The organism is Mesorhizobium sp. B2-4-15 (genome assembly GCF_006658505.1).
Lineage (GTDB): Bacteria > Pseudomonadota > Alphaproteobacteria > Rhizobiales > Rhizobiaceae > Mesorhizobium.
The window spans coordinates 240463-262572 of sequence record NZ_VFUZ01000007.1 but is presented as its reverse complement, the minus strand read 5'-3'; the positions used below and the strand labels follow the sequence as shown (position 1 = coordinate 262572).

General features: G+C 60.0%; 21 protein-coding genes and 2 tRNA genes. 12 read left to right on the top strand and 11 right to left on the bottom strand.

The annotated features are described in order from the left end of the window. Positions 1-588: 588 nt before the first annotated feature. Complete coding sequence (locus FJ930_RS11575) at positions 589-1785, bottom strand: hypothetical protein (RefSeq protein WP_141837666.1); 1197 nt, start codon at positions 1783-1785, stop codon at positions 589-591. 305 nt (positions 1786-2090) lie between these two features. Between FJ930_RS11575 and FJ930_RS11570 the strand changes: the two genes are divergently transcribed. Both FJ930_RS11570 and FJ930_RS11565 read left to right on the top strand, forming a co-directional pair. Further along, positions 2091-2906: a hypothetical protein gene (locus tag FJ930_RS11570; protein ID WP_141837664.1), complete on the top strand. Its 816-nt coding sequence runs from the start codon at positions 2091-2093 to the stop codon at positions 2904-2906. 11 nt (positions 2907-2917) lie between these two features. Continuing rightward, a complete protein-coding gene (locus tag FJ930_RS11565; protein WP_141837662.1) occupies positions 2918-3775 on the top strand; it encodes a lysozyme in 858 nt (285 codons plus the stop codon). 231 nt (positions 3776-4006) lie between these two features. Here FJ930_RS11565 and FJ930_RS11560 read toward each other — a convergent pair whose 3' ends face one another. The 3 genes from FJ930_RS11560 to FJ930_RS11550 are packed head-to-tail and all read right to left on the bottom strand — an operon-like array spanning position 4007 to position 6967. Continuing rightward, complete coding sequence (locus FJ930_RS11560) at positions 4007-4432, bottom strand: hypothetical protein (protein ID WP_141837660.1); 426 nt, start codon at positions 4430-4432, stop codon at positions 4007-4009. A 10-nt stretch (positions 4433-4442) separates the two neighbouring features. Continuing rightward, complete coding sequence (locus FJ930_RS11555) at positions 4443-5783, bottom strand: hybrid sensor histidine kinase/response regulator (protein ID WP_141837658.1); 1341 nt, start codon at positions 5781-5783, stop codon at positions 4443-4445. A gap of 14 nt (positions 5784-5797) precedes the next feature. Further along, positions 5798-6967 (bottom strand): FIST signal transduction protein, encoded by a 1170-nt coding sequence (locus FJ930_RS11550; RefSeq protein ID WP_246676875.1) that lies wholly within the window; start codon positions 6965-6967, stop codon positions 5798-5800. Positions 6968-7242: 275 nt separating this feature from the next. Between FJ930_RS11550 and FJ930_RS11545 the strand changes: the two genes are divergently transcribed. The 4 genes from FJ930_RS11545 (at position 7243) to FJ930_RS11530 (ending at position 12536) form a co-directional block, all read left to right on the top strand. Next, entirely contained in the window at positions 7243-7746 is a 504-nt protein-coding gene (locus tag FJ930_RS11545; RefSeq protein ID WP_141837686.1) for a (2Fe-2S)-binding protein, read from the top strand. Positions 7747-7861: 115 nt separating this feature from the next. Beyond that, on the top strand, positions 7862-10210 hold the full coding sequence (locus FJ930_RS11540; RefSeq protein WP_141837654.1) for a xanthine dehydrogenase family protein molybdopterin-binding subunit: 2349 nt from the start codon (positions 7862-7864) through the stop codon (positions 10208-10210). A 128-nt stretch (positions 10211-10338) separates the two neighbouring features. Then, positions 10339-11136 carry a xanthine dehydrogenase family protein subunit M gene (locus FJ930_RS11535; RefSeq protein ID WP_141837652.1) on the top strand — a complete coding sequence of 266 codons (798 nt, stop codon included), beginning with the start codon at positions 10339-10341 and terminating at the stop codon, positions 11134-11136. A 377-nt stretch (positions 11137-11513) separates the two neighbouring features. After that, positions 11514-12536, top strand: coding sequence for an acyltransferase (locus tag FJ930_RS11530; protein ID WP_141837650.1), 1023 nt, complete (start codon positions 11514-11516; stop codon positions 12534-12536). An 82-nt stretch (positions 12537-12618) separates the two neighbouring features. Here FJ930_RS11530 and FJ930_RS11525 read toward each other — a convergent pair whose 3' ends face one another. The 3 genes from FJ930_RS11525 to FJ930_RS11515 all read right to left on the bottom strand — a co-directional run bounded on the left by FJ930_RS11525 (position 12619) and on the right by FJ930_RS11515 (position 14421). Continuing rightward, on the bottom strand, positions 12619-13110 hold the full coding sequence (locus tag FJ930_RS11525; RefSeq protein WP_141837648.1) for an SRPBCC family protein: 492 nt from the start codon (positions 13108-13110) through the stop codon (positions 12619-12621). A 67-nt stretch (positions 13111-13177) separates the two neighbouring features. After that, positions 13178-13666 carry a GNAT family N-acetyltransferase gene (locus FJ930_RS11520; protein ID WP_141837647.1) on the bottom strand — a complete coding sequence of 163 codons (489 nt, stop codon included), beginning with the start codon at positions 13664-13666 and terminating at the stop codon, positions 13178-13180. Beyond that, entirely contained in the window at positions 13663-14421 is a 759-nt protein-coding gene (locus tag FJ930_RS11515; protein WP_181763347.1) for a copper homeostasis protein CutC, read from the bottom strand. The genes FJ930_RS11520 and FJ930_RS11515 overlap by 4 nt, the downstream gene beginning before the upstream one ends. Before the next feature lie 200 nt (positions 14422-14621). On the opposite strand from FJ930_RS11515, the gene FJ930_RS11510 reads away from it, so the two are divergent. Together FJ930_RS11510 and FJ930_RS11505 are read left to right on the top strand one after the other, a co-directional pair. Beyond that, on the top strand, positions 14622-15053 hold the full coding sequence (locus tag FJ930_RS11510; RefSeq protein ID WP_141837643.1) for an SRPBCC domain-containing protein: 432 nt from the start codon (positions 14622-14624) through the stop codon (positions 15051-15053). 110 nt (positions 15054-15163) lie between these two features. Next, positions 15164-15619, top strand: a complete 456-nt coding sequence (locus FJ930_RS11505; RefSeq protein ID WP_141837641.1) for a carboxymuconolactone decarboxylase family protein — start codon at positions 15164-15166, stop codon at positions 15617-15619. A gap of 100 nt (positions 15620-15719) precedes the next feature. Here the strand turns inward: FJ930_RS11505 and FJ930_RS11500 are convergent, their stop codons facing one another. The 4 genes from FJ930_RS11500 to FJ930_RS11485 form a co-directional block, all read right to left on the bottom strand. Continuing rightward, complete coding sequence (locus tag FJ930_RS11500; protein ID WP_141837639.1) at positions 15720-16151, bottom strand: cupin domain-containing protein; 432 nt, start codon at positions 16149-16151, stop codon at positions 15720-15722. Positions 16152-17480: 1329 nt separating this feature from the next. Next, complete coding sequence (locus FJ930_RS30065; RefSeq protein ID WP_181763346.1) at positions 17481-17780, bottom strand: hypothetical protein; 300 nt, start codon at positions 17778-17780, stop codon at positions 17481-17483. A gap of 290 nt (positions 17781-18070) precedes the next feature. After that, positions 18071-18364, bottom strand: a complete 294-nt coding sequence (locus tag FJ930_RS11490; protein ID WP_141837638.1) for a hypothetical protein — start codon at positions 18362-18364, stop codon at positions 18071-18073. Positions 18365-18519: 155 nt separating this feature from the next. Beyond that, positions 18520-18594, bottom strand: a tRNA-Asn gene (locus FJ930_RS11485). A gap of 219 nt (positions 18595-18813) precedes the next feature. On the opposite strand from FJ930_RS11485, the gene FJ930_RS11480 reads away from it, so the two are divergent. The 4 genes from FJ930_RS11480 (at position 18814) to FJ930_RS11465 (ending at position 21964) form a co-directional block, all read left to right on the top strand. Continuing rightward, complete coding sequence (locus FJ930_RS11480; protein WP_141837636.1) at positions 18814-19074, top strand: hypothetical protein; 261 nt, start codon at positions 18814-18816, stop codon at positions 19072-19074. 501 nt (positions 19075-19575) lie between these two features. Beyond that, positions 19576-19649 (top strand) — tRNA-Cys (locus tag FJ930_RS11475). Between the two features lie 89 nt (positions 19650-19738). Next, positions 19739-20407, top strand: a complete 669-nt coding sequence (locus FJ930_RS11470; protein ID WP_141837634.1) for a protein-L-isoaspartate O-methyltransferase — start codon at positions 19739-19741, stop codon at positions 20405-20407. A 180-nt stretch (positions 20408-20587) separates the two neighbouring features. Next, the gene (locus FJ930_RS11465) at positions 20588-21964 is read left to right on the top strand and encodes a TolC family outer membrane protein (protein ID WP_141837632.1); all 1377 of its coding nucleotides are present in this window, start codon (positions 20588-20590) and stop codon (positions 21962-21964) included. The last annotated feature ends 146 nt before the right edge of the window (positions 21965-22110 follow it).

Genomic DNA, 22110 nt, shown 5'->3' with positions numbered 1-22110 from the left:
GACACTATCCGCGACGCGCTGCCCCGCTTCACCGCCGAGGAATGCACAAACTACTTCAGCGCCGCAGGTTACGAGCCAGAGTGATCAGATTCTGCTCGAGCAGGCTGTGGAAAAGGATCGGAGATACCCGTTTTGAATCTGGTTTGTGCTCGGTCTGATTCTGATACGTTCCGTGAACAAAACAGTTTTTCAACAGCCTGCTAGCTATAAACATCCTCATTCGGATTCGAACCTAACTATTGCACCTGCTCTTCCAGCGGAACCGCTGGTTTGGGTCGATGCCCGGGGTCAGGCTCTGCCTGCGGTTGGGCCCCCGCCATCAGAGGTGGCAAACCAGATCTTGCACGCAGTAGATTGCTTATGAGAGTAATGAACGATCCGAAGTAGAACCCAATTATAACCCCTCCCCACTCCTTGAGCTCCGCAGGTATCGTGTACGTATTTGACACCATAGGAGAAATTATCGGCACAGCGATAACAGTTATCGCTATTACAGCAGACACGCTTACCCCGACGTAAATAAGGAACGCGATAGATTTATCCAGATTTGATTGCTCCATCGATATCTCCGCAGCGAATACCAGATCACTAACTCAGCACTATAGATGCTAACTGATAATACCGTCGAAGCTTTTTTCCATCAAGCGTCTTTGAACTAGTCGGGAACAGATACTCCCAATTTTTACAGTAATCGGCGTATGTCATCCACCACTTTTTCAACTGGTCATCATTTTGGACAAGCGCCGTATAGTCGTCCTCAGAATAATCCGATATTCTTTTATATTCGTCAATAGCAGACACATAGCCAGCCATAAAGTATATAACCGACCTTTTTTGCACATCGGACAGACCTGCCTTGGGAATCTTGCTGTCGGAAAAATACCGGTCAATAAGTGTGATAGCACGCTCCGTAAACCCAGCCCGCATGAACGCGTCATATTGCTCTTTATAGAGAATCCATCTATCACCGGTGGCCGTATCGTCATTCCTATACAGTAGAGCGCGCGAATAGCAATGCTCTACTACGTCTACCAGAGGCGTGCCGTTAAAGTCTGCATCCAGCCTATACTGAGATTGCAGCAACGCACGACCCATTTGCAGATAAACCGCATACTTTTGGTCAAATGATAGTAACGAAAAGCCAATCTTGTCCTCAAAGGAAAAAATCTTCTTAACGTTACTCGGGTATAAGTCAGATCCATCCTTAAGAGAGCTATACACTCCGTCTGTATACAGCTTTACAACTGAGTAATACAAACCAGTTCCGTCCTCTCCTACGTAGGTCATGATACGGTCTAGCGTTTGGAAGAATTCCAAATATTTTTTGTCATTGAGGTCCTGAACCGCATCGCTTTTTTCACGGGTGAACCGCTCGTTGATAGTCGTAAGCACTACCTGCTTTTGAATAACTCTATTGCCGTCATTCTGAAATGATGACACCACATTGGTAAAAAGATAGTCTTCAGCAGTAATGATCTGACCACCAAACGCTCTTAGATACAGGTCCGACGTTGACAGCTTCATACTTAACTTAAAAGAAGCTGGCCCGTTCCCATGGATACTAACGACACTTTTCGGAGGGGAGAATATCGTTGGCGAGAATACCATTGCGTCAATCCCCTGATCCCCAGGCTTAGCCAACTTCAAAGCCGTAGCAGCCGGGAGGTCGCTTTGTACGTCAAGGGTAAGCGTAAACATGTCCTCACAAAATGCGCGGTCAGGTACATGCGCAAGCACAAGCAGGCCTCCGAACACAGCCGTGGCGAATATTCTATCGCTCTTCATGGTTGTTCAGAGACACGAAAGGTGCCCCCCCTTTTTTGGTGAGCGAGACCGAATTCATCCCATCAACAGATGATACAGAATTTGCAGTGACCCGTCTATTGACAAAAGAAATAAATAGTTTGGAATAGCAAGCATTCGCTTATTCGACGAGTGTGACGCCTTGCGCTCAGCCGCTTGTTTTTTGTTGCCAATCTGGGGAGAGGCGACGGATTCTGGCGTTTTGCGCTAGGAATGGATTTTGTCGGCGACTGGTAACGGCAGGATTTTAGCTTTTGAATCTGACCCCTCAAGTTAGGAAGCGATTTTTGCGCCAGGTCGTACCTTCCGGGCTGTTGATATTATTTGCACTCGATCTCTCTGGATGCGTTTCGAGTTCATTGCCTGATACCAAGAAGTTCGTGGCTGCGGTTAGCGCAACTAACTCCGCTTCTAGCGTTTTGCTTGATGAACTGAATGTTGCGGAAAAGAACCAGTTCTTCGAGAAGACCCGGGCGTCGAAAGCATACAGCGTCAGGTTCGTTGCTGGGGACTCAGTATACCATTCAACATTGGAAACGTTTGCTCCGCAAACCGAGAAGTTCCGCGCCTCAATAGCGATTCTAGTCACGTATGCAAATCTGATTCAGTCGCTTGCCTCTGGCGAGGATATTAATCATGTTCATGACAGTGTTAATGCAATCGCGATGGACGTGTCGCTTCTTGCCGGTAACCCGACCTATGGGATCGCGGTGGCCGCGTTTTCGCCAATTATCGACAGGATGATAGCCGCAAAAGATAGGGCTGAGTTAATTATTGTGGTACGAGACAGTGCTCCGGCTATTCATAAATTGATTAATGCGTTGATCAATTCCACTCCGCAGATGTTCGAGATGCTTCAGTATAATGCTTTTTTGGGTAGGGGCAACATACTCACTCAGTCGTCGTCGTACCGTCTGGCGTTAAGCAATTTCGTGGTGTTGCTGGATCGTTTGGAGAGCACCTTCGACCGCTTGTTCGAAGCGCTGGTCAATCCTACTAGCCGGCCAACCCTTGACAACTTGGCTTCCGCGACCGGCGAGCTCAGTGCGTACGCAGGATTGGTGCGCCAGAGCTTGGCGACCATACATTCAACTCCCAAATAGGAGCGGTGCACATGTCTACGTCTGATGACGCCTATGTCTCCATCGCGACCGCGTTGTTAGACATAAAGGCCCGCATGGACGTCACGGAGGACGCCAAGGAAAAGGCCGCGCTCGACACAGCTTACAGCGCACTGACGTTGTCGCTTGGAGACATTGCTCTTCAGGACTACAAGCAAGCAGCCGACAAAGTCACTCAAGCTTCGCTCGAATTGCAGAACGTAGTGGACTTTAACCAGAGCGCCTCACTTGAAAACGCGACGAACGTCATCCGTGTACTGGCGGGCGACGCGCCCGTCGAGAATCCTGCGGGCAAGGCGCCCATCGAAGATCCCGCGGACGTAGTGCCAAAGCAAGATCCACCCAAGCCGGTCGGTCCTCCCCCAACCTCGCCGCAAATGAACGAAGCCGGGTTCTCGCTGCTCCGCAAGTGGGAAGGCTGTGTGCTGTATGCCTATGACGACGCCAACCAGAGAAGGGTCATGCCGGGACAACCTGTCCTCGGCACGCTCACGATCGGTTACGGTCACACCGGAGGAGATGTTTACGCGGGCCTAATCTGCAGTCAGCAACGGGCTGAGACGATGCTGCAAACTGATGTGGCAGATATCTCAAAACATGTTCGGCCGATGTTGACCACGAGTTTATCTAGTAATCAGTTTTCGGCCTTTGTATGTTTTGCGTTTAACATTGGGCTCGGCGGCTTTTCCAAAAGCTCCGCCCTCAAAGCAGCGAACGGCGGCAGATTCAATGATGTGCCGTCACGAATCGCACTTTGGAATAAGACAACTATTGCTGGTCAACTTGTCGTAAGCCAGGGGCTTGCTAATCGCCGGTCAGCGGAGATCGATTTATGGAATAGGCAGGGGTAGTTAAGCCGGCTGGTGATAAAACCGCGACTGCCCCAGCTTTCTCACGATAGTGGACCGGCGACGCGATCGGGATTGAGGAACGAGATCGGGGCCTTGCGTTTGATCGCCTATCTCGGCATTCCTCGTTGCAGCAAACATCTGCGCCAATCCTTCACGTTCTCGGCGGCGTCGCAAAGGGTGCGGAGACCAGTGGGCGTGCAAGCACTCCTGTCCATCTAGAGGCGCGCACTCTCATGGCGCTACGTCGGCTCGCATAAGCGTCACTCGTCTTATCCTATCCATGTGAGGCTCGTATTCGATGTGTATCGACTGACGCTCATGATCATATCGATCCCAAGCGCCGTATTCACCCAGGATGGGGTCGCTACGGGGCTTTCCGCCCTTTGAAGGTATGCCAAGCATATTTTGCACTGCCCGGCGTTTTGTCGAAAAGGGAATATCGATGAGGGATTTGTCGATATCGTCAGATTCTACAAATATAGTCCTTATCGCTTCATCACTGTCGCACGTGAATGAAAAGCCTTTCTGGCTGGCTTCATAATTTATTGTTTTCTCTGGAAGGTAATCATCAACTGATCGCTCAAAGTTCCAGCGCCTAAATGGGTCTGACGTCAAAAGGTAAGCTGCCGGTTTTCCGAGAAAGTCAAGAAGACGCATAGCTCACCCCTTAAGCCAGCAAGTGCGCCAGCAGCGCGCGCAATTGCGCCGGCTTCAGCGGCTTGCGCATCAGTTCGATACCGCCGGCCCGGGCCGCCTTCGCAACGTCCTCGGAGCTGTCGGCGGTGACGATCAGCGCCGGCACGGCGCGGCCGAGATAGTCGCGGACCTCCGATATGGTGGCGGTGCCGAGATCGCCGTCGTCGAGATGCTGGTCGGCGATGACGATGTCCGGAACCCAGTCGGTGTCGCCGAGCAGGTCGAGCGCGTCATCGGTCGAGGTCGCGGATCGCACCAGGCATTGCCAGCGCTCGAGCAGGAAGGTCATCGCCTCCAGCACCTCGGTGTCGTTTTCGACCAGCAGCACCTTGGTGCCGAACAGGCCGTAGCCGCGGGGCCGCTCCAGGCTGGCGGCGTTGGCGATGGCATCGGCTGGCGCGCCGATGCCCACGGGGACATCGATGTGGAAGATCGTGCCGCGTCCGACCTTGGATGAAAATGTCACGGGGTGGACAAGCGCGCTGGCCATGCGGCGCACGATGGCCAGGCCGAGCCCAAGCCCGCCGCCGTCGAATTCGCCACCGGCCTGTGAGGTGCCGCGATGGAATTCCTCGAACACCGCCTCGCGCTGATCCTCGGGAATGCCGCAGCCGGTGTCGGCGACGTCGATGCGGATCGTATCGCCGCGATGGCGTGTGCCGACAAGGACGCCACCCGAACGCGTGTAGCCCAGCGCGTTGGACAGAATATTCTGCAGGATGCGGCGCAGCAGCGTCCGGTCGGAGCGGACCACGGCATTGACCGGCCGGAATTTCAGCGACAGCCGTTTCATTTCCGCGACCGGCTGGAAATCCGAGCGCAGCGACGAGAACAGCGCCTCCAGGCTGACGTCGCCGATGTCGGGCCGCACGACGCCGGCATCGAGCTTGGAAATGTCGAGCAGGGTGCGCAGCAGATCCTCCATTGTTTCCAGCGAGCGCTCGACCTGCCGAACCAGCTTCCTGCCTTCGTCGCTGGTCTGCACCTCGGCGAGCGCTGAGACGGAGAGGTGGGCCGCGTTCAGCGGCTGCAGCACGTCATGGCTGGCAGCAGCGAGAAACCTTGTCTTGGAGAGGTTCGCCAGCTCGGCATTTTCCTTGGCGGCGATGAGATCGATGTTCGACTGCTCCAGCCGCCGCAAGGTCGAGTGCAGTTCCTCCGTGCGCGTGCGCACCCGGTTTTCGAGTGAGATGGCGGTCTGGAACAGCGAGAAGGCATTGCCTTGCTGGTCCATCGACCGCTCGACGCGGCTGACCAGTGCGGCGTTGATCTTCTTCAGCTTTTCGAGATCGCTTATGTCCCTGAGCGGCATCTTATTCCGCCGCCCTATTCAGCCGCTTGGCGCTCGCCGAAAGCGATGCCGGTGAAAGTCTGGTTCAGATGCATCGACCGGTATTGCTCACCATAGGTGCCGAAGCCAATGACATTGTTGACCCGGTAGAGTTCCGAAATATCGCGAAAGACCTGCCGGTTGCGCGCATCGAGGCGGCGCAGCACGCAGTCGAACCCGAGGATCAGGTCGATGCCGCCCAGCCTCTCCTCGACGTCGCGCAGGGCCGCGCGCGTCGATTCCACCATGTCCATGGGCTGCGCGATCGACAGCACGACACCGTCGTCGATGGCGCAGAAGAACGACAGCGAGCCATCGGCGTGCATCCTCTGGATCGAACGGCAGTAATATTCGCCGCCCACCTTCACCACCACCGGATGCGAGGCGAAGCTCAGCGGCGTCAGGGTCTGCGGCACGATGCCGACGGAAGCGGCATATTCCTCAGCCGCGTTGGTGGCGTTGAACTCCCGCACGATGCGATGATCGGCATCGGACGCCGTCACCACCAGCTTCTCGTCGGTCGGAACGAAATTGTCGGTCTTGAAGACGTGGAAGGGAATTTCCGTGGCGATCAGCACAATGATCGCGCTGTCGGAGGTGACCTTGCCATTGGAGATCAGGCGCGTCGTTTCGAATTTCAGATCGTCGCCGGCCGAGCCGCCGAGCAAAGGGATGTCGTCAAGGCCCCAGTGGATGGCGGAGCTGACCGCTTCCTCGGCATAGGACAGCCCGTCGATGAAGCAGAGGGCGAAGGTATTCCTGGTCCTCTCGCCGCCGACCCGGCCGCGCAGCGTGCGCCGAAGCGCCTCGACCTCACCGGTGATCCTGTCCATACCCGATGAGGACAGGTTGTCGACCATGGCACTGACCGCGGTGAACGAGGCCGAAGGAAGCAGCATCGCCAGCATGTGACCTTCCTCGAGCCCCTGCGGCGTGATCTCGCCGGCAGTGGAACAGCCGGCGTGATGGAGCCCCGGTGCATGGACCGAAAGCGCCCGTGACAGAGCGCCGGCTTCGACAAGACTCTGGGAAAAGAACAGGAGGGCAAAGCCGGCGTCGATCGCGCCGGCCTCTGCGGCCACCGCGCGTGCGAAGGCATCCGGATCCGGCTCGTCCGTGGTCAGCGCCGACAAGCCGCATGCGTAGCGCGTCCGTGAACTGGTCAGCGGAGTTCTCCCGCATTTCCTCCAACGCTGTTTTATGCGCGGCTGTTACAAGCTTCTGGCGCGCAGCGTCGAAGGCATTGTTGCTTCCAATCGGCGGTTTGGCAATGGGGGCGAGGAGAGCGCACCTTTGGCCCTGGCCATGACCGAAAGTACAATGATCCGCCTTTTCCGTCGCGCTGTTTTTTGCCCGTTATGCGGTGTACGAATAACGCATGGCCGAGTGCCAGCGGCGCGTCGGCAGCGTGATGACCAAGGTCGATACCCAGGGAGGATTCATGTCGGACGTTTCGTTGATGGTCAACGGCAGGCGGGTCAGTGGCGTTGCCGAGGACCGAACGCTGCTGGTTCACTTCCTGCGGGAGAATCTTGGCCTGACCGGCACGCATGTGGGTTGCGATACCTCGCAATGCGGCGCTTGCGTCGTCCATGTCGACGGGAAGGCCGTGAAGTCCTGTACCATGCTTGCCGTTCAGGCTTCAGGGTCGACCGTTGTCACGATCGAAGGTCTCGCCAACGGCGCCGACCTGCATCCCATGCAGGCCGCGTTCAAGGAATATCACGGCCTGCAATGCGGATTCTGCACGCCAGGCATGATCATGGCGGCGATCGACATGATCAACCGCCACCCCGAAGGCCTCGACGAGGCGACGGTGCGAGCCGAGCTCGAAGGCAATATCTGCCGCTGCACCGGCTACCATAACATCGTCAAGGCGATCCTGGCCGCATCGAAAACGATGTCGAAGGGCGCCATCAAGGGCAAAGCGAAACAAGCTGCGTGAGACTTAGGGCATTAAGGGAGTAGGGCAGTAAGGCAGTAGGAATTGGGAGCCGATTTTTCCTGCTGCCTTACTTCCCTACTGCCCTATTCCCCTACTTTTTCGGAGGATTTCTGCAATGGGCATCGAAGGTGTTGGCGCTCGCGTGGCGCGCAAGGAAGACAAAAGATTCATCACTGGCGCGGGCCGCTATGTCGACGACATGGTGGTTCCCGGCATGAAGCATGCGGCCTTCGTGCGCAGCCCGCACGCGCATGCGCAGATCAAGAAGATCGACGTCAAGAAGGCCCAAGGCATGCCTGGCGTCATCGGTGTCCTGACCGGCAAGGAGCTCAAGGCCGACGGCATCGGCAATCTGATTTGCGGCTGGATGATCCACTCCAAGGACGGCACGCCGATGAAGATGGGCGCATGGTCGCCGCTGGCCGTCGACAAGGTCCGTTATGTCGGCGATGCGGTCGTCGTGGTGGTGGCGGAAACCAGGGGCCAGGCGCGCGACGCGGCCGAGGCCGTCGAAATCACCTACAAGGAATTGAAAGCTGTCGTCGATGCGACCAAGGCACTCGAAAAGGGCGCGCCGCAGATCCATGCCGAGGCCGAGAACAATCTGATCTTCGACTGGGAACTCGGCGACGCCAAGGCGACCGACGCGGCGATCAAGGCGGCCGCCCATGTCACCCGCATGAAGATCGTCAACAACCGGCTGGTGCCGAACGCCATGGAGCCGCGCGCGGCGCTCGGCCACTACGACAAGGCCGAGGACCACTACACCTGCTGGACGACATCGCAGAACCCGCATGTCGCGCGGCTGGTGATGAGCGCGTTCTACAACATCGCGCCGGAAAACAAGCTGCGCGTGATCGCACCGGACGTTGGCGGTGGGTTCGGCTCCAAGATCTACATCTACCCGGAAGAGATCGTCTGCCTGTGGGCTTCCAAGAAAACCGGCGTGCCGGTCAAATGGGTCGCCGACCGCACCGAGAGCTTCCTGTCCGACGCGCATGGGCGCGACCACGTCTCGACCGTGGAAATGGCCTTCGACAAGAACAACAGGATCACCGGCCTGAAGGTCGACACGATCGCCAATCTCGGCGCCTACATGTCGCTGTTCTCGTCCTGCGTGCCGACCTATCTTTACGCCACGCTGCTGTCGGGCCAGTATGACATCCCGGCCATCCATGCCAATGTGCGCGCCGTCTACACCAACACGGCTCCCGTCGACGCCTATCGCGGGGCGGGGCGGCCGGAGGCGACGTATGTGCTGGAACGCACGATGGAAGCCGCCGCGCGCGAGCTCGGCGTCTCTCCCGCCGAACTGCGACGGCAGAACTTCGTCACCTCCTTCCCGCACCAGACACCGGTGATCATGAACTATGACGCCGGCGACTATGGCGCCTCGCTCGACGCGGCGATGGAGGCCTCGGACTATGCCGGGTTTGCCACGCGCAAGGCCGACGCGGCCAAGAGAGGGCTGCTGCGCGGTATCGGCATGAGCTGTTACATCGAGGCCTGCGGTATCGCACCGTCGGCCGCGGTCGGCTCGCTCGGCGCCGGCGTCGGCCTGTGGGAATCGGCCGAGGTGCGCGTCAACGCGGTCGGCACGATCGAGGTGCTGACCGGTTCGCACAGCCATGGCCAAGGCCATGAGACAACGTTCGCACAACTCGTCAACCAGCGCCTTGGGGTGCCGATCGACAGCGTCTCGATCGTCCATGGCGACACCGACAAGGTGCAGATGGGCATGGGCACCTACGGTTCGCGTTCGGGCGCGGTCGGCATGTCGGCGATTGCCAAGGCGCTCGACAAGGTCGAGGCCAAGGCCAAGAAGATCGCCGCCCACCTGCTTGAGGCCGACGAGGGCGACATCGTCATCGAGAACGGCGCACTGAAGGTCGCCGGCACCGACAAGAACGTGCCTTGGTTCCAGATGGCGCTTGCCGCCTATACCGCCCATAATCTGCCGGCCGGCATGGAGCCGGGGCTGAAGGAGACAGCGTTCTACGATCCGTCGAACTTCACCTTCCCGGCGGGCTGCTACATCTGCGAGGTCGAGGTCGATCCGGAGACCGGAACCACCGAGATCATCCAGTTCGTGGCCGCCGACGATTTCGGCAACATCATCAATCCGATGATCGTCGAAGGCCAGGTGCATGGCGGCATCGCCCAGGGCATCGGCCAGGCGCTGCTGGAAGGCGCCCATTACGACGCCAGCGGACAGCTGCTGACGGCGAGCTACATGGATTACACCATGCCGCGTGCCGGCGACCTGCCGTCGTTCAGGGTCTCGACGTCGAATACCCCATGTCCCGGCAATCCGCTCGGCATCAAGGGCTGCGGCGAGGCGGGCGCCATCGGCTCGCCGCCGGCGGTTATCAATGCCATCACCGATGCCATCGGCATCGCCGATATCGCCATGCCGGCTTCGCCGTCCACCGTGTGGGCCGCGATCCGCGCCGCGAAGCACTGAAACGGAGTGAGTAGGAAGTAGTGAATAGTGAATAGAAAGGCCTTCGCCGACGGGCAGCTGACTACTGACTACCCATTACCCACTACTCACTACAGGCTACGCACTTTTCACCCCAGGGGAGAAATCTAATGTACGCAGTCAATTACCACCGTGCCGCCTCGGTCGCCGATGCCGCGAAGCTGGTCAAGAGCGGCGATGCCAAGCTGCTATCGGGCGGCATGACCTTGATCGCGGCCATGAAGACGCGGCTCGCGGCGCCTTCCGATCTCGTCGATCTGTCGCGCATCAAGGAACTGCAAGGCGTCAAAGTATCGGGCAAGACGATCACCATTGGCGCCGCCACGACGCATTATGACGTCTCCAACGACGAGAAGCTGCGGAAGGCCTGTCCGGCGCTTGCCCATCTGGCGTCGCTGATCGGCGACCCGGCGGTACGCTACAAGGGCACGATCGGCGGCTCGATCGCCAACAACGATCCGGCGGCCGACTATCCGGCGGCGCTGCTGGCACTGGGCGCCACCATCGTCACCAACAAGCGCGAGATATCAGCCGACAAGTTCTTCAAGGGGCTGTTCGAGACGGCCTTGAAGGATGGCGAGATCATCACGGCGGTCTCCTTCACGGCGCCTGCGAAGGCTGCCTATGAAAAGTTTCGCAACCCCGCCTCGCGCTACGCGATCGTCGGCGTGTTCGTGGCCAAGGGCAAGGACGGCGTCAGCGTTGCCGTCACCGGCGCCGGCGACGATGGCGTCTTCCGCTCGAAGGAGATCGAAGCAGCGCTGGCGAAGAATTTCGACGCCGCTGCGCTCAACGGCGTAAAGGTGCCGGCCAAGAACCTGATGAGCGACATGCACGCTTCCGCCGACTACCGCGCCAATCTGATCACGGTCATGGCCAAGCGCGCGGTGGTTGCGGCCAACGCCTGACATTAGAGCGACTCATCGTTTCCACGGAAACGCCGAACCGCTCTATCCCTTGGTTTTGACGCAATTCCTGACGGAGAACCGCTTCACACTTTTCCTGGAATTGCTTGCCAGTTGCAGACAGGAAAGGGGCCGTCGCGGGCCCCTTTTTCGCGTATGCGGCGGCCTGTAGCTGCCCCAGTTGCTGATGGAATGGCTGCAGCGCACCATCCTTTTGGTGGAAGCAATTCCGACCCCTGCCTGCCTCGGAACTGCGTCGGCGGCAATCTCGCACTTGCACAAGTTTATATTGCACTGCAGTATGAGTTGGGCGGGAATGCGAGCCGGGTTCGGAATGCGTATCGCCGTGCCCTTTCGCATGCCAATGCGAAGGGATCGGCATGTCCGAAATTTCCGCGACCCAAATGGTTCCGTCCCGATCCGTCGTCGACAGATCGGCCAGAACAAGACTGGCCTATCTCGATGGCTGGCGCGGCCTCTCGATCGCCCTGGTGCTGATCGGGCATTTTTTCCCGATTCCCGGAATCAATCTCGGCGTGCTGGGCGTCGAATTCTTCTTCGTCCTCAGCGGCCGGCTGATGGCCGAGATCCTGTTCATCGAACGCTACCCGCTGAAGAAATTCTTCAAACGCCGTTTCTCGCGCATCTATCCGGCGCTTCTGGTCTTCGTCATCGCTGCCATGGTCGCGCTCTCCGGTACGTTCGTCGCCTTCAAATGGAAGGCGGCGCTGACGGCGCTGACCTTCACCTACAACTACGCCGGAATTCTCGTCACCCGTGCCGGAGCGCTGGACCATATCTGGTCGCTCTGCGTGGAGGAGCACGCCTATGTGATCCTGGCCCTGATCAGCGCGACCGTTGTCAGCCGCGATCGCGTCATCCCGTTGCTGCTGGGGCTGGCCCTGCTCGCCATGGCGAATGGCGCGGTCTCGTACTGGGCGTTCAAGCTGGACTACGAGGCCACCTACTGGCGAACCGATGTGCACATCGCATCGATCCTACTGTCGGCCTCGATCTGCCTGCTCAAAGCCGATGGCAGGCTGCCGGCGGTGTTGAAGGGGCCCTATGTCGCTCCGCTGGCGGCAGCCACGGCGATCGTCCTTTTCATGGATGCGGTGCCAACGCCGATCCACTATCTCCTGGCGGTGCCGCTCCTGGCCCTGGCCGTGAATGCGCTCGATTTCAGCACTGGCTACCTCCGCGGATTGCTGTCCTGCCTGCCAATGACGATGCTCGGCCTGTGGTCTTATTCGCTCTATCTGTGGCAGCAGCCATTCTACAAATTCGTTTATGAGCAAGGCGGCAACCCGTGGCCGATGCTGGCCGGCGTTTTTGCCTGCGCACTCTGCAGCTACTACGTCATCGAGCGCCCGGCGCGCGAATGGCTCAACCGCAACTGGTGAATGGAGCAACCGCAGCAGCGTCCGATTGGGTTGGACCGACCTGCCGGGTTGCCCAGGAGGCAGGCCGACCTTCATGGTAAGACTAAACGGATCGCCCCTTCTTCTTCTTCTCGACCAGATAGCGCCGCAGACCCGCTTCGCCGCGCGGCGTGGTCCAGCGATGATTCCAGGCGAACGCCGGTCGCAGCAACGGGGCGAGGAATTTGAGGATCGGCCTCTCGACCGTGACTTGCCAGGTCAACCGGACATGTGTGCCGGTGTCTGACGGCGACAGTTCCGCCCGCCACAACCCGTCGAAATCGCCAAGGGTTTTCACCACGACCAGCCGGGCGGGTTCAAGTTCCGCCGCCTCCATGATGAAGTTCAACTCATAGGGCAGGGCGCCGCGCGCCCTTGCCCTTGCACGCGAACCGATGGTCGCCTTGCCCTTCCTGTCGAGCGGCACCACCTCCTTGTAGACATCTCCCCACCAGAGCGGCAGCAATTCAGCGTCCGACAGCACCTCCCAGACCTCCTGCGGCGTGCCTTCGGGAATGTGCCAGCTTTCGTCGAAGCGGAAGACATTGCTCGGCATCGCGGATCCTCCGATGGGGGAACGCTATATTAGGTACTGCTTCTTTATGTAGCCAGGGCCACAGGGGTCAGGCGACGATCTGCCTGGCGTAATAGCGTACCGCTTTCTTGCCGCCATGGATCACCGCGTCGCCCACTTCGGCAAAGCCAAGGGCGGCGTGGAAGGCATCCGATGTGGGGTTGGGCGGGTCCGTGTTGACCTCGCAGGTGACCAGCGTGTGGCCGGCGCGCCGGGCATGGTCGAACAGGTCCTGATAAAGCCGACGTGCATGGCCACGGCCCCTTGCATGCGCCGCCACGACGACGCGATCGACATAAATGAAGCGTTCGTAGCGTTCGCGGAACCAGACGAAGTTCGGGCTGTCGTAATTCGCGTCCTGGTCGAAGGTCATGATGAAGGCTTCAAGGTCGCCAATGCGGCGCGCGTAGAAGGCCTCGCCGAGCAGGAACGACAGCCGCTCGGCTTCGAGCCATGACAATTCCGCGGCATGCTCGTTGTTGAGCGCCAGTATGGCCGCTTCGTCGTCCTGCGCTATGCGGTCTATCGAGGCGGTCATGCCTTGGCCGCCGCGATCGTTGCCGCCACCAGCGGCGTGTCGGTCAGCGTGTTGCGGTACTCGCGGTCGGGATCGGAGCCGCCCATGCCGACCTTCGGATTGCGGTAGCGCATGGCGCTCGGCACGTTCTTGAGGGCGGCGAAATGCATTTCGGCCAGCCCGGTCTTTGCGCGCACCTCGGCGATGTTGCCGAGATCGAGGCCGCCGCAGCCGAGAATGATGATGCGGTCGCCGGCCTGCCGCACCAGATCGGCCAACAACGCCAAACCTTCGATCGCCGTGTCGCGCTGGCCGCTGGTCAGCACGCGGCCGATCTTGCAGCGGATCAGCGCTTCCAGCGCTTCGGCCGGATCGCGCGTCATGTCGAAGGCGCGGTGGCAGGTGACGTTCAGGGAGCCCGCGGCCTCGGTCAGTTCGCCCATGCGCTTCTCGTCGATGGTGCCGTCGGCGTTGAGGCAGCCGAACACCACGCCGGGCACGCCGAGATCACGCAGCGCGGCGACATCGGCGAGCATCGAGCGGTACTCAGTCTCGCTGTAGAGAAAATCGCCGCCGCGCGGCCGCACCATGACGTGGAACGGGACGGTTGCCTGGTCCAGCGCGGCGCGCACCGTGCCGAAGCTCGGCGTGATGCCGCCTTCGACAAGGCTGGCGCACAGTTCGACCCGGTCGGCGCCGGCAGCTTGCGCGGCGAGCAGGCCATCAATGCCTTCGACACAGATTTCGGTCAGCGGCGGGCGAGGTTCTGCGGTCAAGGGGCGATCCAGTCCATGATGGTGTGGAAAGCCCTAGCACTCGGGCGGGCAGCGCGAAAGCGTGAACGGTGCGCCGCCATTTGGACCAGATGACATTTCCCTGCTTGACAGTCTTATAACCGCAGAGTTATGAGTTAACCCATAGCTTGCGGGTTATTGATTGCGCACGCACGGCGCGACGACAACAAAAGGAGCAAGGCATGACGGAAACCAAATCGATCGTCGTCGAAAGGCTGATTCCCTATTCGGCGGAAAGGATATGGCGCGCATTGACAGTGCCGGCGCTCGTCACCGAATGGCTCATGCAGAATGACTTTTCTGCGCAAGAGGGGCATCGTTTCACCTTCCGGGCGGCGCCGGTTCCGGGCTGGTCCGGCGTGACGAATTGCGTGGTGCTGAAGATCGAGGCGCCGCGGCTGCTGGCCTATAGTTGGGGCGACGGAACGGAATCGGACAGCGGGTTGAAAACCGTGGTTACGTGGTCGCTGACGCCCGAAGGCCCGGCGACTCGGGTGCGGATGGAGCAATCGGGATTCCGGCCCGCCGACGAGCGGGGCTATATCGGCATGGGAAGCGGCTGGCCGCGAATTCTCGAACGGCTCGAGCAGGTGGCCGCCAAGAAGGGCGGATAGCCCAGCCGACAGCCGGCGCAGCCGACCATCTTCGTCAAATTCCAAGCCTGGACACGCTCCGCCCGGGTCGGAAAAACGCGCCCTGACCAAGCACTTCGAAGGAGAAGACCATGCAGGCGAGAATCAAGAACCCGGTGATGCTCATTCCTGGCGCCCTGCAGGCACTGCTGGCGCTGGACAAGTCGACCGAGGCGGCCGACGTGCCCTATGTGACGCGCAAGCTCATCCATCTGCGCGCCAGCCAGATCAACAACTGCGCCGTCTGCGTCGACATGCATGCGCGCGAACTGAAGAATGCCGGGGAGAAGGACGAGCGTATCTTTGCGCTGTCGGTATGGCGCGAGACGCCGTACTTCACCGATGCCGAACGCGCGGCACTCGCCCTGGCCGAGGCCGGAACGAGGCTCGCCGACCGCCCCGATGCCGTGCCGGATGATGTCTGGGATGAAGCCGCGCGGCACTATGACGAAAAAGCGCTCGCTGCCTTGGTTATCCAGATCGCCCTGATCAACGCCTTCAACCGGCTGAACGCGGCCACACGACAGATGGTCGGCGCCTGGGGCTGACGGACGAGTTCAAGCGTCCCCGGGGGCAGGGCGGTTGCCCATGAGGGTACGGGAAGACGTGTGGCGCTTGCCTTCCCGCTTTCCGGGCGTGGCTTGGTAGCTACTGACGCAATTCCGTATTCTTGGCGCCCTCCTCGACCTGATCGATCACCAGGAGCTTGACCGGGCCGTCGCCGACATTGGTGGCCTGATGCCACTGGCCGATCATTTCTATGATGAAATCGCCTGTCTTGTAGGTGTTGCTGTTGCCGGTCTCGACATTGGTGACCTTCAAAGTGCCGGCCTCGACATAGGCGTAGCGGGGGAAGGGGTGCCGGTGCACCGGCAGGGTCGCCCCCGGCGCGATGTCGTAGGTCGACACCAGCACCTGGACATTCTTCTGCGGCAGCGTGATCGGCTGGCCGGAAGCGGTTGCCGTGCGTGAGGCAAGCGGAGTGACAACCACCGGGGTTCCGGCGCTGTCCAGCGCAAGGGCGCCGGTTGCATAAAGCGCGGCCGCGACCAGTAGTGCCGGTATCAAGATTTTCCGCATGATTCCTCCCGAAGCCTCGCCACCATCGCGCGGTGGGCACTTGCGCGCAAGCGCGTCGCCCTTCGGCAGAGGCTTGGAACCGGGCGGACAAGCATCTACGACGGACCGCGATCAATCTCCTGTTGCTCGCCCTTTCCCAGTTTCGTCGTTTGAGGGCGAACGCGAAGGCCGCTCAACCCAGACCCAATGGCGTTGCAATTGCCGAGGCGCCAATCGTTGGAAGCACCAATCGCTGATGGTTTCGATCTCGGCTTCCAGCCCGTTGCCGAATTTGACCGCAGGTGGCGGCGGCGCGATCGCGGGCTGGCGCTGACGTTGAAAGGCCAGCTCGGCAACCGACGTCAGGTTGGGTGTGTGGCGGAGGCTGCCGAGCTGCACCGGTGGTGTGAGTCACCGGCGACATTAGTGTTATCTAATCTATATTGGCGCGCGTCATCCAATCGACGGATGAGGGCAATGCGCCGCCCGTATAGGCTGATACGTGTAGTGCGAAATTGCGCTACGGAGCGCCAGTTGAGGAGTGTCCCCCCTCGTACACGTTGTTAGTCAGGCGCATTGGCCCGTCGCGCACACCGCGCGGCGGGCCATTTCGAATAATCGTATGCCGATAGCGGCCCGACAGCCTGTTGGGGTAAATTAGCACGGGCCGCCGGGCCTGACCGGCCAGGGCCTGCCGGCTGAGTCGAAGCGTAATATTAGCAATCCCGCATAAGAACACCGCAGAGGCGTTTTCCAATCAATATCTGTTTCATTTCGATACAAAGACACCGGCATCCGTCTTGCACCGAAATCGCTGCCGGTTGACCCCGGTCCTGATCGCGCACTTCCGATCAGGTTGTAGGCTCGCCGGGCTTGAGGTGGTTGGGTCTTCGCCCGGCGGGCTTCCTCCTAGGATTTCGTTCCGCGGCTTTGTATCCAGCTTCCCATGGCAACCGGTCAAAGTCGGGCTTGTGCCTCGTGAACGGTAGACGTGCTCGCGGCGGCCATGTGCAAGTATCCTCCCGGGAGCAATTACCCGCTCAGTTCCCCGCTGGACGGGTTTCTACCGATCGAGATCAGGCGGCGATAGCACGGTCAATTCGAAATCTGGCGAGTTGAGATCCACCGCAACCATTCCGGACCGAGCAAAGGTTAATTCACATTGCTCCCGCGATATCTCCATAGACTGCGCGCTACTTATCGAGCCGGTCGTGGAGATCGTGCCAACTCTTATGAGGACAGTGCTCCCAAAGCATTTGCTTGCCCAAGTGTCCCTCGGGGATGCTGGGGCCATTTAGGGCGCACGCAAGCACCCTTTCGAAAGCGCTCGACGACTTCAGTCTCGCGAAGTCAGACGCTCGCGCCACCGGGGAGAACGCTTATGGAATTGTTTGCACAAAGGTCGGTGGAAGTGCCGCCCGGCTGTTTAGGGTCATCCTCCATACCCAGCCCCACCTTGTCGGCGAAGCTGAATGCAAAAACTCTTCCACGATTTTCGTCTGTGACACGAACCCATTTTCTCTTCCAGGTTCGCAAGGTGACGTCACGGCCCACGGCCTTGGACGCGGCCTTCAACGGACTGATGGCACGCGCCTGATGCACGGCCAGGACTTTGTTCATGTCCATTTCTTTGACAAGATAGATCGCCATCTTCGGAGCCTCCCCAATCCCCGGTTGCATATTCGCGCAACTTGAGCGCGCGCGCAAGCAGGCCCTATCGGAAGCGTTTGGCGGTCGATCCTCGCGCAGCCTCATCCCTGCACCGCCATTCTCCGGGATGAACTCGATGCCGGCTGAGATTTACGTCTCCCGCATCCATGCCAGCGCTGTGGCATATCCCAGCCTCAAGGTCGTTCGATACTGCCCTGTATCCAGAACCCAAGAGGCCCCTAAACGACCGGCGGACGTTCTGTACGGGTCACCCGCGGGCAATCCGCCGATCAGTTCGGAACCATGGGTGAGGGCTCATCGCATCGATAGACCATGCATTGACGGTCACTCGTCGGAACATAGGCAACCATCGGCACGTAAGGAGCGTCGCATTCATTGCCGAATTGGCGGACATAGCGATCGTAGGTGTTTGGCCCGGTGGTCAGCACCGTTGCATGCTGGCTCTGGATGAGTGCCTGGGTTTGTGCGCAAGTCATCTTGCGCGTGTCCGGTCGGGCGCTGGCGAAACTTGTAGCGGCAATCGTCATCGCTGCCGCGCAGAGCACGATCTTGCGTAGCGACATGGCGGCATCCTCGCGGCACGTCCTATCAGCAAAGTCGCATCTTGTGATGCAGTTCCGCAATGGTCGCGCTGTCACGATGCAGCGAGGCAAGCCGCCGGAAAACAGCGGCCGGCAGCCGTGCTTGTTGCGCCGAAACTCTCAAATGCTTGGAATGTTGGCTCCCCGGGCCGGATTCGAACCAGCGACCAACCGGTTAACAGCCGGTTGCTCTACCACTGAGCTACCGGGGAACAGAGGCTCTTCAGCAAGTGGCGCAGCCTATAGCAAACCCTTTTCGGCTTTGCAAAGAAGCATTTCGTATTTTTACGAGACTTTTTCACGCGGCGCTTTCTCGCAATCGGCGGTGTCCGCTCTCATATTAGCCGTCTGGCGACCGGCGCGGAACCGAAATGGCGGTCGCGGCTTTCGTAAGCAGGCATTCTCGAATCACCAGAGGGCAGCCATTGGCGATGACGGCAGCAGACGAAAACCGGGTACCGGCGCGAAAGATCTCGGTTTTCGGGCGGGAGTTCACCATGCCGCGTTCGCGCGGCCTCAGAATCACGATCGGTATCCTTTTGACCATCGGCGGCATTCTCGGGTTTCTGCCTATCTTGGGCTTCTGGATGGTGCCGCTCGGATTGCTGGTGCTCTCCTATGAATTCGCCATGATGCGCCGCCATCGTCGCCGTTTCGTCGTCTGGTGGGAGCGGCGGCGACGGCCGGATTGAACGGCAGGCGCGCCTTTGACCGCGCCGCGCTTGTCGGCGTTATGCCCGGCCTGCAGATTTTCGCGATTCGGTTCTACGGCCTGCGCTTCTTTCCAGATCCCCGCGAATCTGCTTGAGACGGCGGCGGCGGAAGCGAGGCCCTCGCGGTCGCGTGGCGAAGGCCGGCTGGTGCTTCTATCGCGATACAGTCGATGGCGTGACGCAGCAATTCCTCGCATCCTGGTCGCGGCAAGCCGTCCCAAGCATCTGTCGCGGTGTTCAGGCTTGCCGGTCTCATGGGCGGTCCTCCTCATTCCTCAACGGCGGCCGGGCCTTGGAGTTTCTCGTCATCGCCTGCTATACATAATGAGATACTAACGTGTGTTGTGGGCGCAGTGGTCCGCGACGTTGCATGCGGAGGTTGGATTGATGCAGAGGGAAACCGCGCGGAATGCGCGGTGGCCGCTTGACGGCATTTTCGCCGCAACCTATTGGAACCGGGTGGAACGCCGGGAGCAACGAGGCCTCGTGGCGGAGTGGTTACGCAGAGGACTGCAAATCCTTGCACCCCGGTTCGATTCCGGGCGAGGCCTCCAATGCCCGGGCTCCCGCGCGCCAGCGCAGGAGCTTGAAGTTCCGGTCGAAATGAACCGCGGTTTTGGCGCGGCAAGCGATTGGTTGGGACATGAACGCTGATTTTTCCGAACGTCGGGTCAAGATGGTCGACGGTCAGGTTCGCACCACCGACGTCACCAGCGCACCGCTGCTGGAAGCCATGCTTTTCGTGCCGCGCGAGATTTTCGTCGGCACTGCCCAGCGCGATCTCGCCTATATCGACGAGGATATCCGCATCGCGGACGGCGCCAATGGCGCTCGCTACCTCATGGAACCTTCGCCGCTGGCCAAACTGATGCAACTGGCCGGGATCAGTTCGGCCGATTCGGCGCTCGATGTCGGCTGCGGCACGGGCTACGCCTCGGCCATCCTGTCACGGCTGGCAAGGTCTGTCGTGGCGCTCGAAAGCGAATCGACGCTGGCCGAAACCGCCGAATCGTTACTGTCATCGCTTGGCTGCGGCAATGTGACCGTGGTCCAGGGGCCGCTGGCGCAAGGCCACGCCGCCGCGGCACCCTATGATGTCATTTTCGTCGGCGGCAGCGTCGCGAAAGTGCCGGCAACGCTGCTCGACCAGCTCGCCGAAGGAGGTCGCCTCGTCGCGGTGGAAGGACAGGGCAATTCCGGCATGGCGCGACTATTTTTCAAATCTGGGGGGATTGTAACCGGAAGAAGGGCATTTAATGCGGCAATTAAGCCACTACCGGGATTCGAACGTGAGCATGCTTTCGAATTCTGAATGATTTGGCCTTGCAGCAAAGGCTTTGTCATGGTCGCTTGCATTTGAACAATCGTTGCCGGTCCCGAACTGGGGGCACTTCGGGCCGAGCGACAGGGAGCATCAAACACGCTGCTCCGGCTACTCAAAGGAGAAGCTGGCGCGGCGTGGTTCCCATGGAAAACGAATGAGGGATATACCGTGCCGTCTGTATCCAAGACCCTTCTTGCCGCTGTCCTGGTTTCCGCGACCGCGTTGTCTCCGCTGGCCGCCTCGGCCGAAACCATCTCCGGCGCGCTCGCCAAGGCCTATCAATACAATTCCTCGCTGAATGCCTCCCGAGCCGGCGTGCGCGTCACCGACGAGGGCGTGGCGATCGCCAAGTCCGGCTGGCGCCCGACCATCACCGGCTCCGCCGACGCCAATTATGTGAACACCCACGCCAGGGGTGCCACCAGCAAGACATCGTCCGCCAGCGCAGGAATTGTGATCAACCAGAGCCTGTTCGACGGCTTTCAGACAAGAAACAATGTGGCGGCCGCCGAATCCCAGGTGAAGGCGTCGGTGGAGAGCCTGCGCAACACCGAGGAAAACACCCTGTTCAACGCGGCCACGGCCTATATGAACGTGATTCGCGACCGGCAAATCGCGGTGCTGACCCAACAGAACCTGCAGTTCCTGACCGAGCAGGCGCGCGCCGCGCGCTCGCGTTTCGAGGTCGGCGAGGGCACCCGCACCGATGTCGCACAGGCCGACGCCTCTCGTGCCTCGGCGGTGGCTTCGCTCAGCGCCGCTCGCGCACAAGCCTTGGCAAGCGCCGCGACCTACCACCAGATCGTCGGCGACGAACCCGGCAAGCTCAAGCCGGCTTCGCCGGTATCCAGGCTGTTGCCATCAAGTCTCGAGGCAGCGATCGGGATCGCATCGAATGAACATCCGGCCATCCTGGCCACCCAGCATCTTGTCGACGCGGCTGCGTTTTCGGTGAAATCGGCAGAGGGCGCACTGTTGCCGCAACTTTCAGCCTCGGCAGGCATTTCGGACGACTATCTGAACCGCAATCCGAGCATCGGGACGAACGGCAATTCGACGTCGGCCAATATTGGCGCGACGCTGACCATTCCGATCTATTCGGGCGGGCGGACCTCGGCGGTCGTGCGGCAGAACAAGGAATCGCTCGGCGAAGCACGTATCCAGGTTGATGTCAGCCGCGACCAGGTGCGCCAGGCCGTTGCCTCGGCATGGTCGCAGTACACCGCCGCGCAGCAAAGCGTCGCCGCCAACAGGCAGGTGATCGATGCCGCGCAGCTGGCGCTCAACGGCGTCATCGAAGAGCGTAATGTCGGCCAGCGCACGACACTCGACGTGCTCAACGCGCAGGCCACCGTCATCACCGCCAAGATCAACCAGGCCAATTCCGAACATGACGTGGTCGTGGCGAGCTATGCCATCCTGTCGGCAATCGGCCGTTTGTCGGCCGAGCGCCTTGCCCTGCAGGTGACCAAGTACAAGCCTGAGGAGCATTACAACGCCGTCAAGGACAAGTGGATCGGCCTGCGCACGCCGGACGGCCGCTAACGGGCCGCTGCCTGAATTCCTTGGGGATGTCGGAACAGGACCTTCCCCAGGCCGTCGCCACTTCGGTTTCGTGCTCTAATCTGTTGAAATCCCACATGTCCCCAGATTGGGGATTCTCGTGCGGCGATCCGTCGGTTACGCTGTTG

Bases quoted from the DNA above. Each gene is read 5' to 3' on its own strand.
- FJ930_RS11575 (WP_141837666.1), bottom strand. From the start codon at position 1,785: ATGAAGAGCGATAGAATATTCGCCACGGCTGTGTTCGGAGGCCTGCTT.
- FJ930_RS11565 (WP_141837662.1), top strand. From the start codon at position 2,918: ATGTCTACGTCTGATGACGCCTATGTCTCCATCGCGACCGCGTTGTTA.
- FJ930_RS11560 (WP_141837660.1), bottom strand. From the start codon at position 4,432: ATGCGTCTTCTTGACTTTCTCGGAAAACCGGCAGCTTACCTTTTGACG.
- FJ930_RS11555 (WP_141837658.1), bottom strand. From the start codon at position 5,783: ATGCCGCTCAGGGACATAAGCGATCTCGAAAAGCTGAAGAAGATCAAC.
- FJ930_RS11545 (WP_141837686.1), top strand. From the start codon at position 7,243: ATGTCGGACGTTTCGTTGATGGTCAACGGCAGGCGGGTCAGTGGCGTT.
- FJ930_RS11540 (WP_141837654.1), top strand. From the start codon at position 7,862: ATGGGCATCGAAGGTGTTGGCGCTCGCGTGGCGCGCAAGGAAGACAAA.
- FJ930_RS11535 (WP_141837652.1), top strand. From the start codon at position 10,339: ATGTACGCAGTCAATTACCACCGTGCCGCCTCGGTCGCCGATGCCGCG.
- FJ930_RS11530 (WP_141837650.1), top strand. From the start codon at position 11,514: ATGTCCGAAATTTCCGCGACCCAAATGGTTCCGTCCCGATCCGTCGTC.
- FJ930_RS11525 (WP_141837648.1), bottom strand. From the start codon at position 13,110: ATGCCGAGCAATGTCTTCCGCTTCGACGAAAGCTGGCACATTCCCGAA.
- FJ930_RS11520 (WP_141837647.1), bottom strand. From the start codon at position 13,666: ATGACCGCCTCGATAGACCGCATAGCGCAGGACGACGAAGCGGCCATA.
- FJ930_RS11510 (WP_141837643.1), top strand. From the start codon at position 14,622: ATGACGGAAACCAAATCGATCGTCGTCGAAAGGCTGATTCCCTATTCG.
- FJ930_RS11505 (WP_141837641.1), top strand. From the start codon at position 15,164: ATGCAGGCGAGAATCAAGAACCCGGTGATGCTCATTCCTGGCGCCCTG.
- FJ930_RS11500 (WP_141837639.1), bottom strand. From the start codon at position 16,151: ATGCGGAAAATCTTGATACCGGCACTACTGGTCGCGGCCGCGCTTTAT.
- FJ930_RS30065 (WP_181763346.1), bottom strand. From the start codon at position 17,780: ATGGCGATCTATCTTGTCAAAGAAATGGACATGAACAAAGTCCTGGCC.
- FJ930_RS11490 (WP_141837638.1), bottom strand. From the start codon at position 18,364: ATGTCGCTACGCAAGATCGTGCTCTGCGCGGCAGCGATGACGATTGCC.
- FJ930_RS11480 (WP_141837636.1), top strand. From the start codon at position 18,814: ATGACGGCAGCAGACGAAAACCGGGTACCGGCGCGAAAGATCTCGGTT.
- FJ930_RS11470 (WP_141837634.1), top strand. From the start codon at position 19,739: ATGAACGCTGATTTTTCCGAACGTCGGGTCAAGATGGTCGACGGTCAG.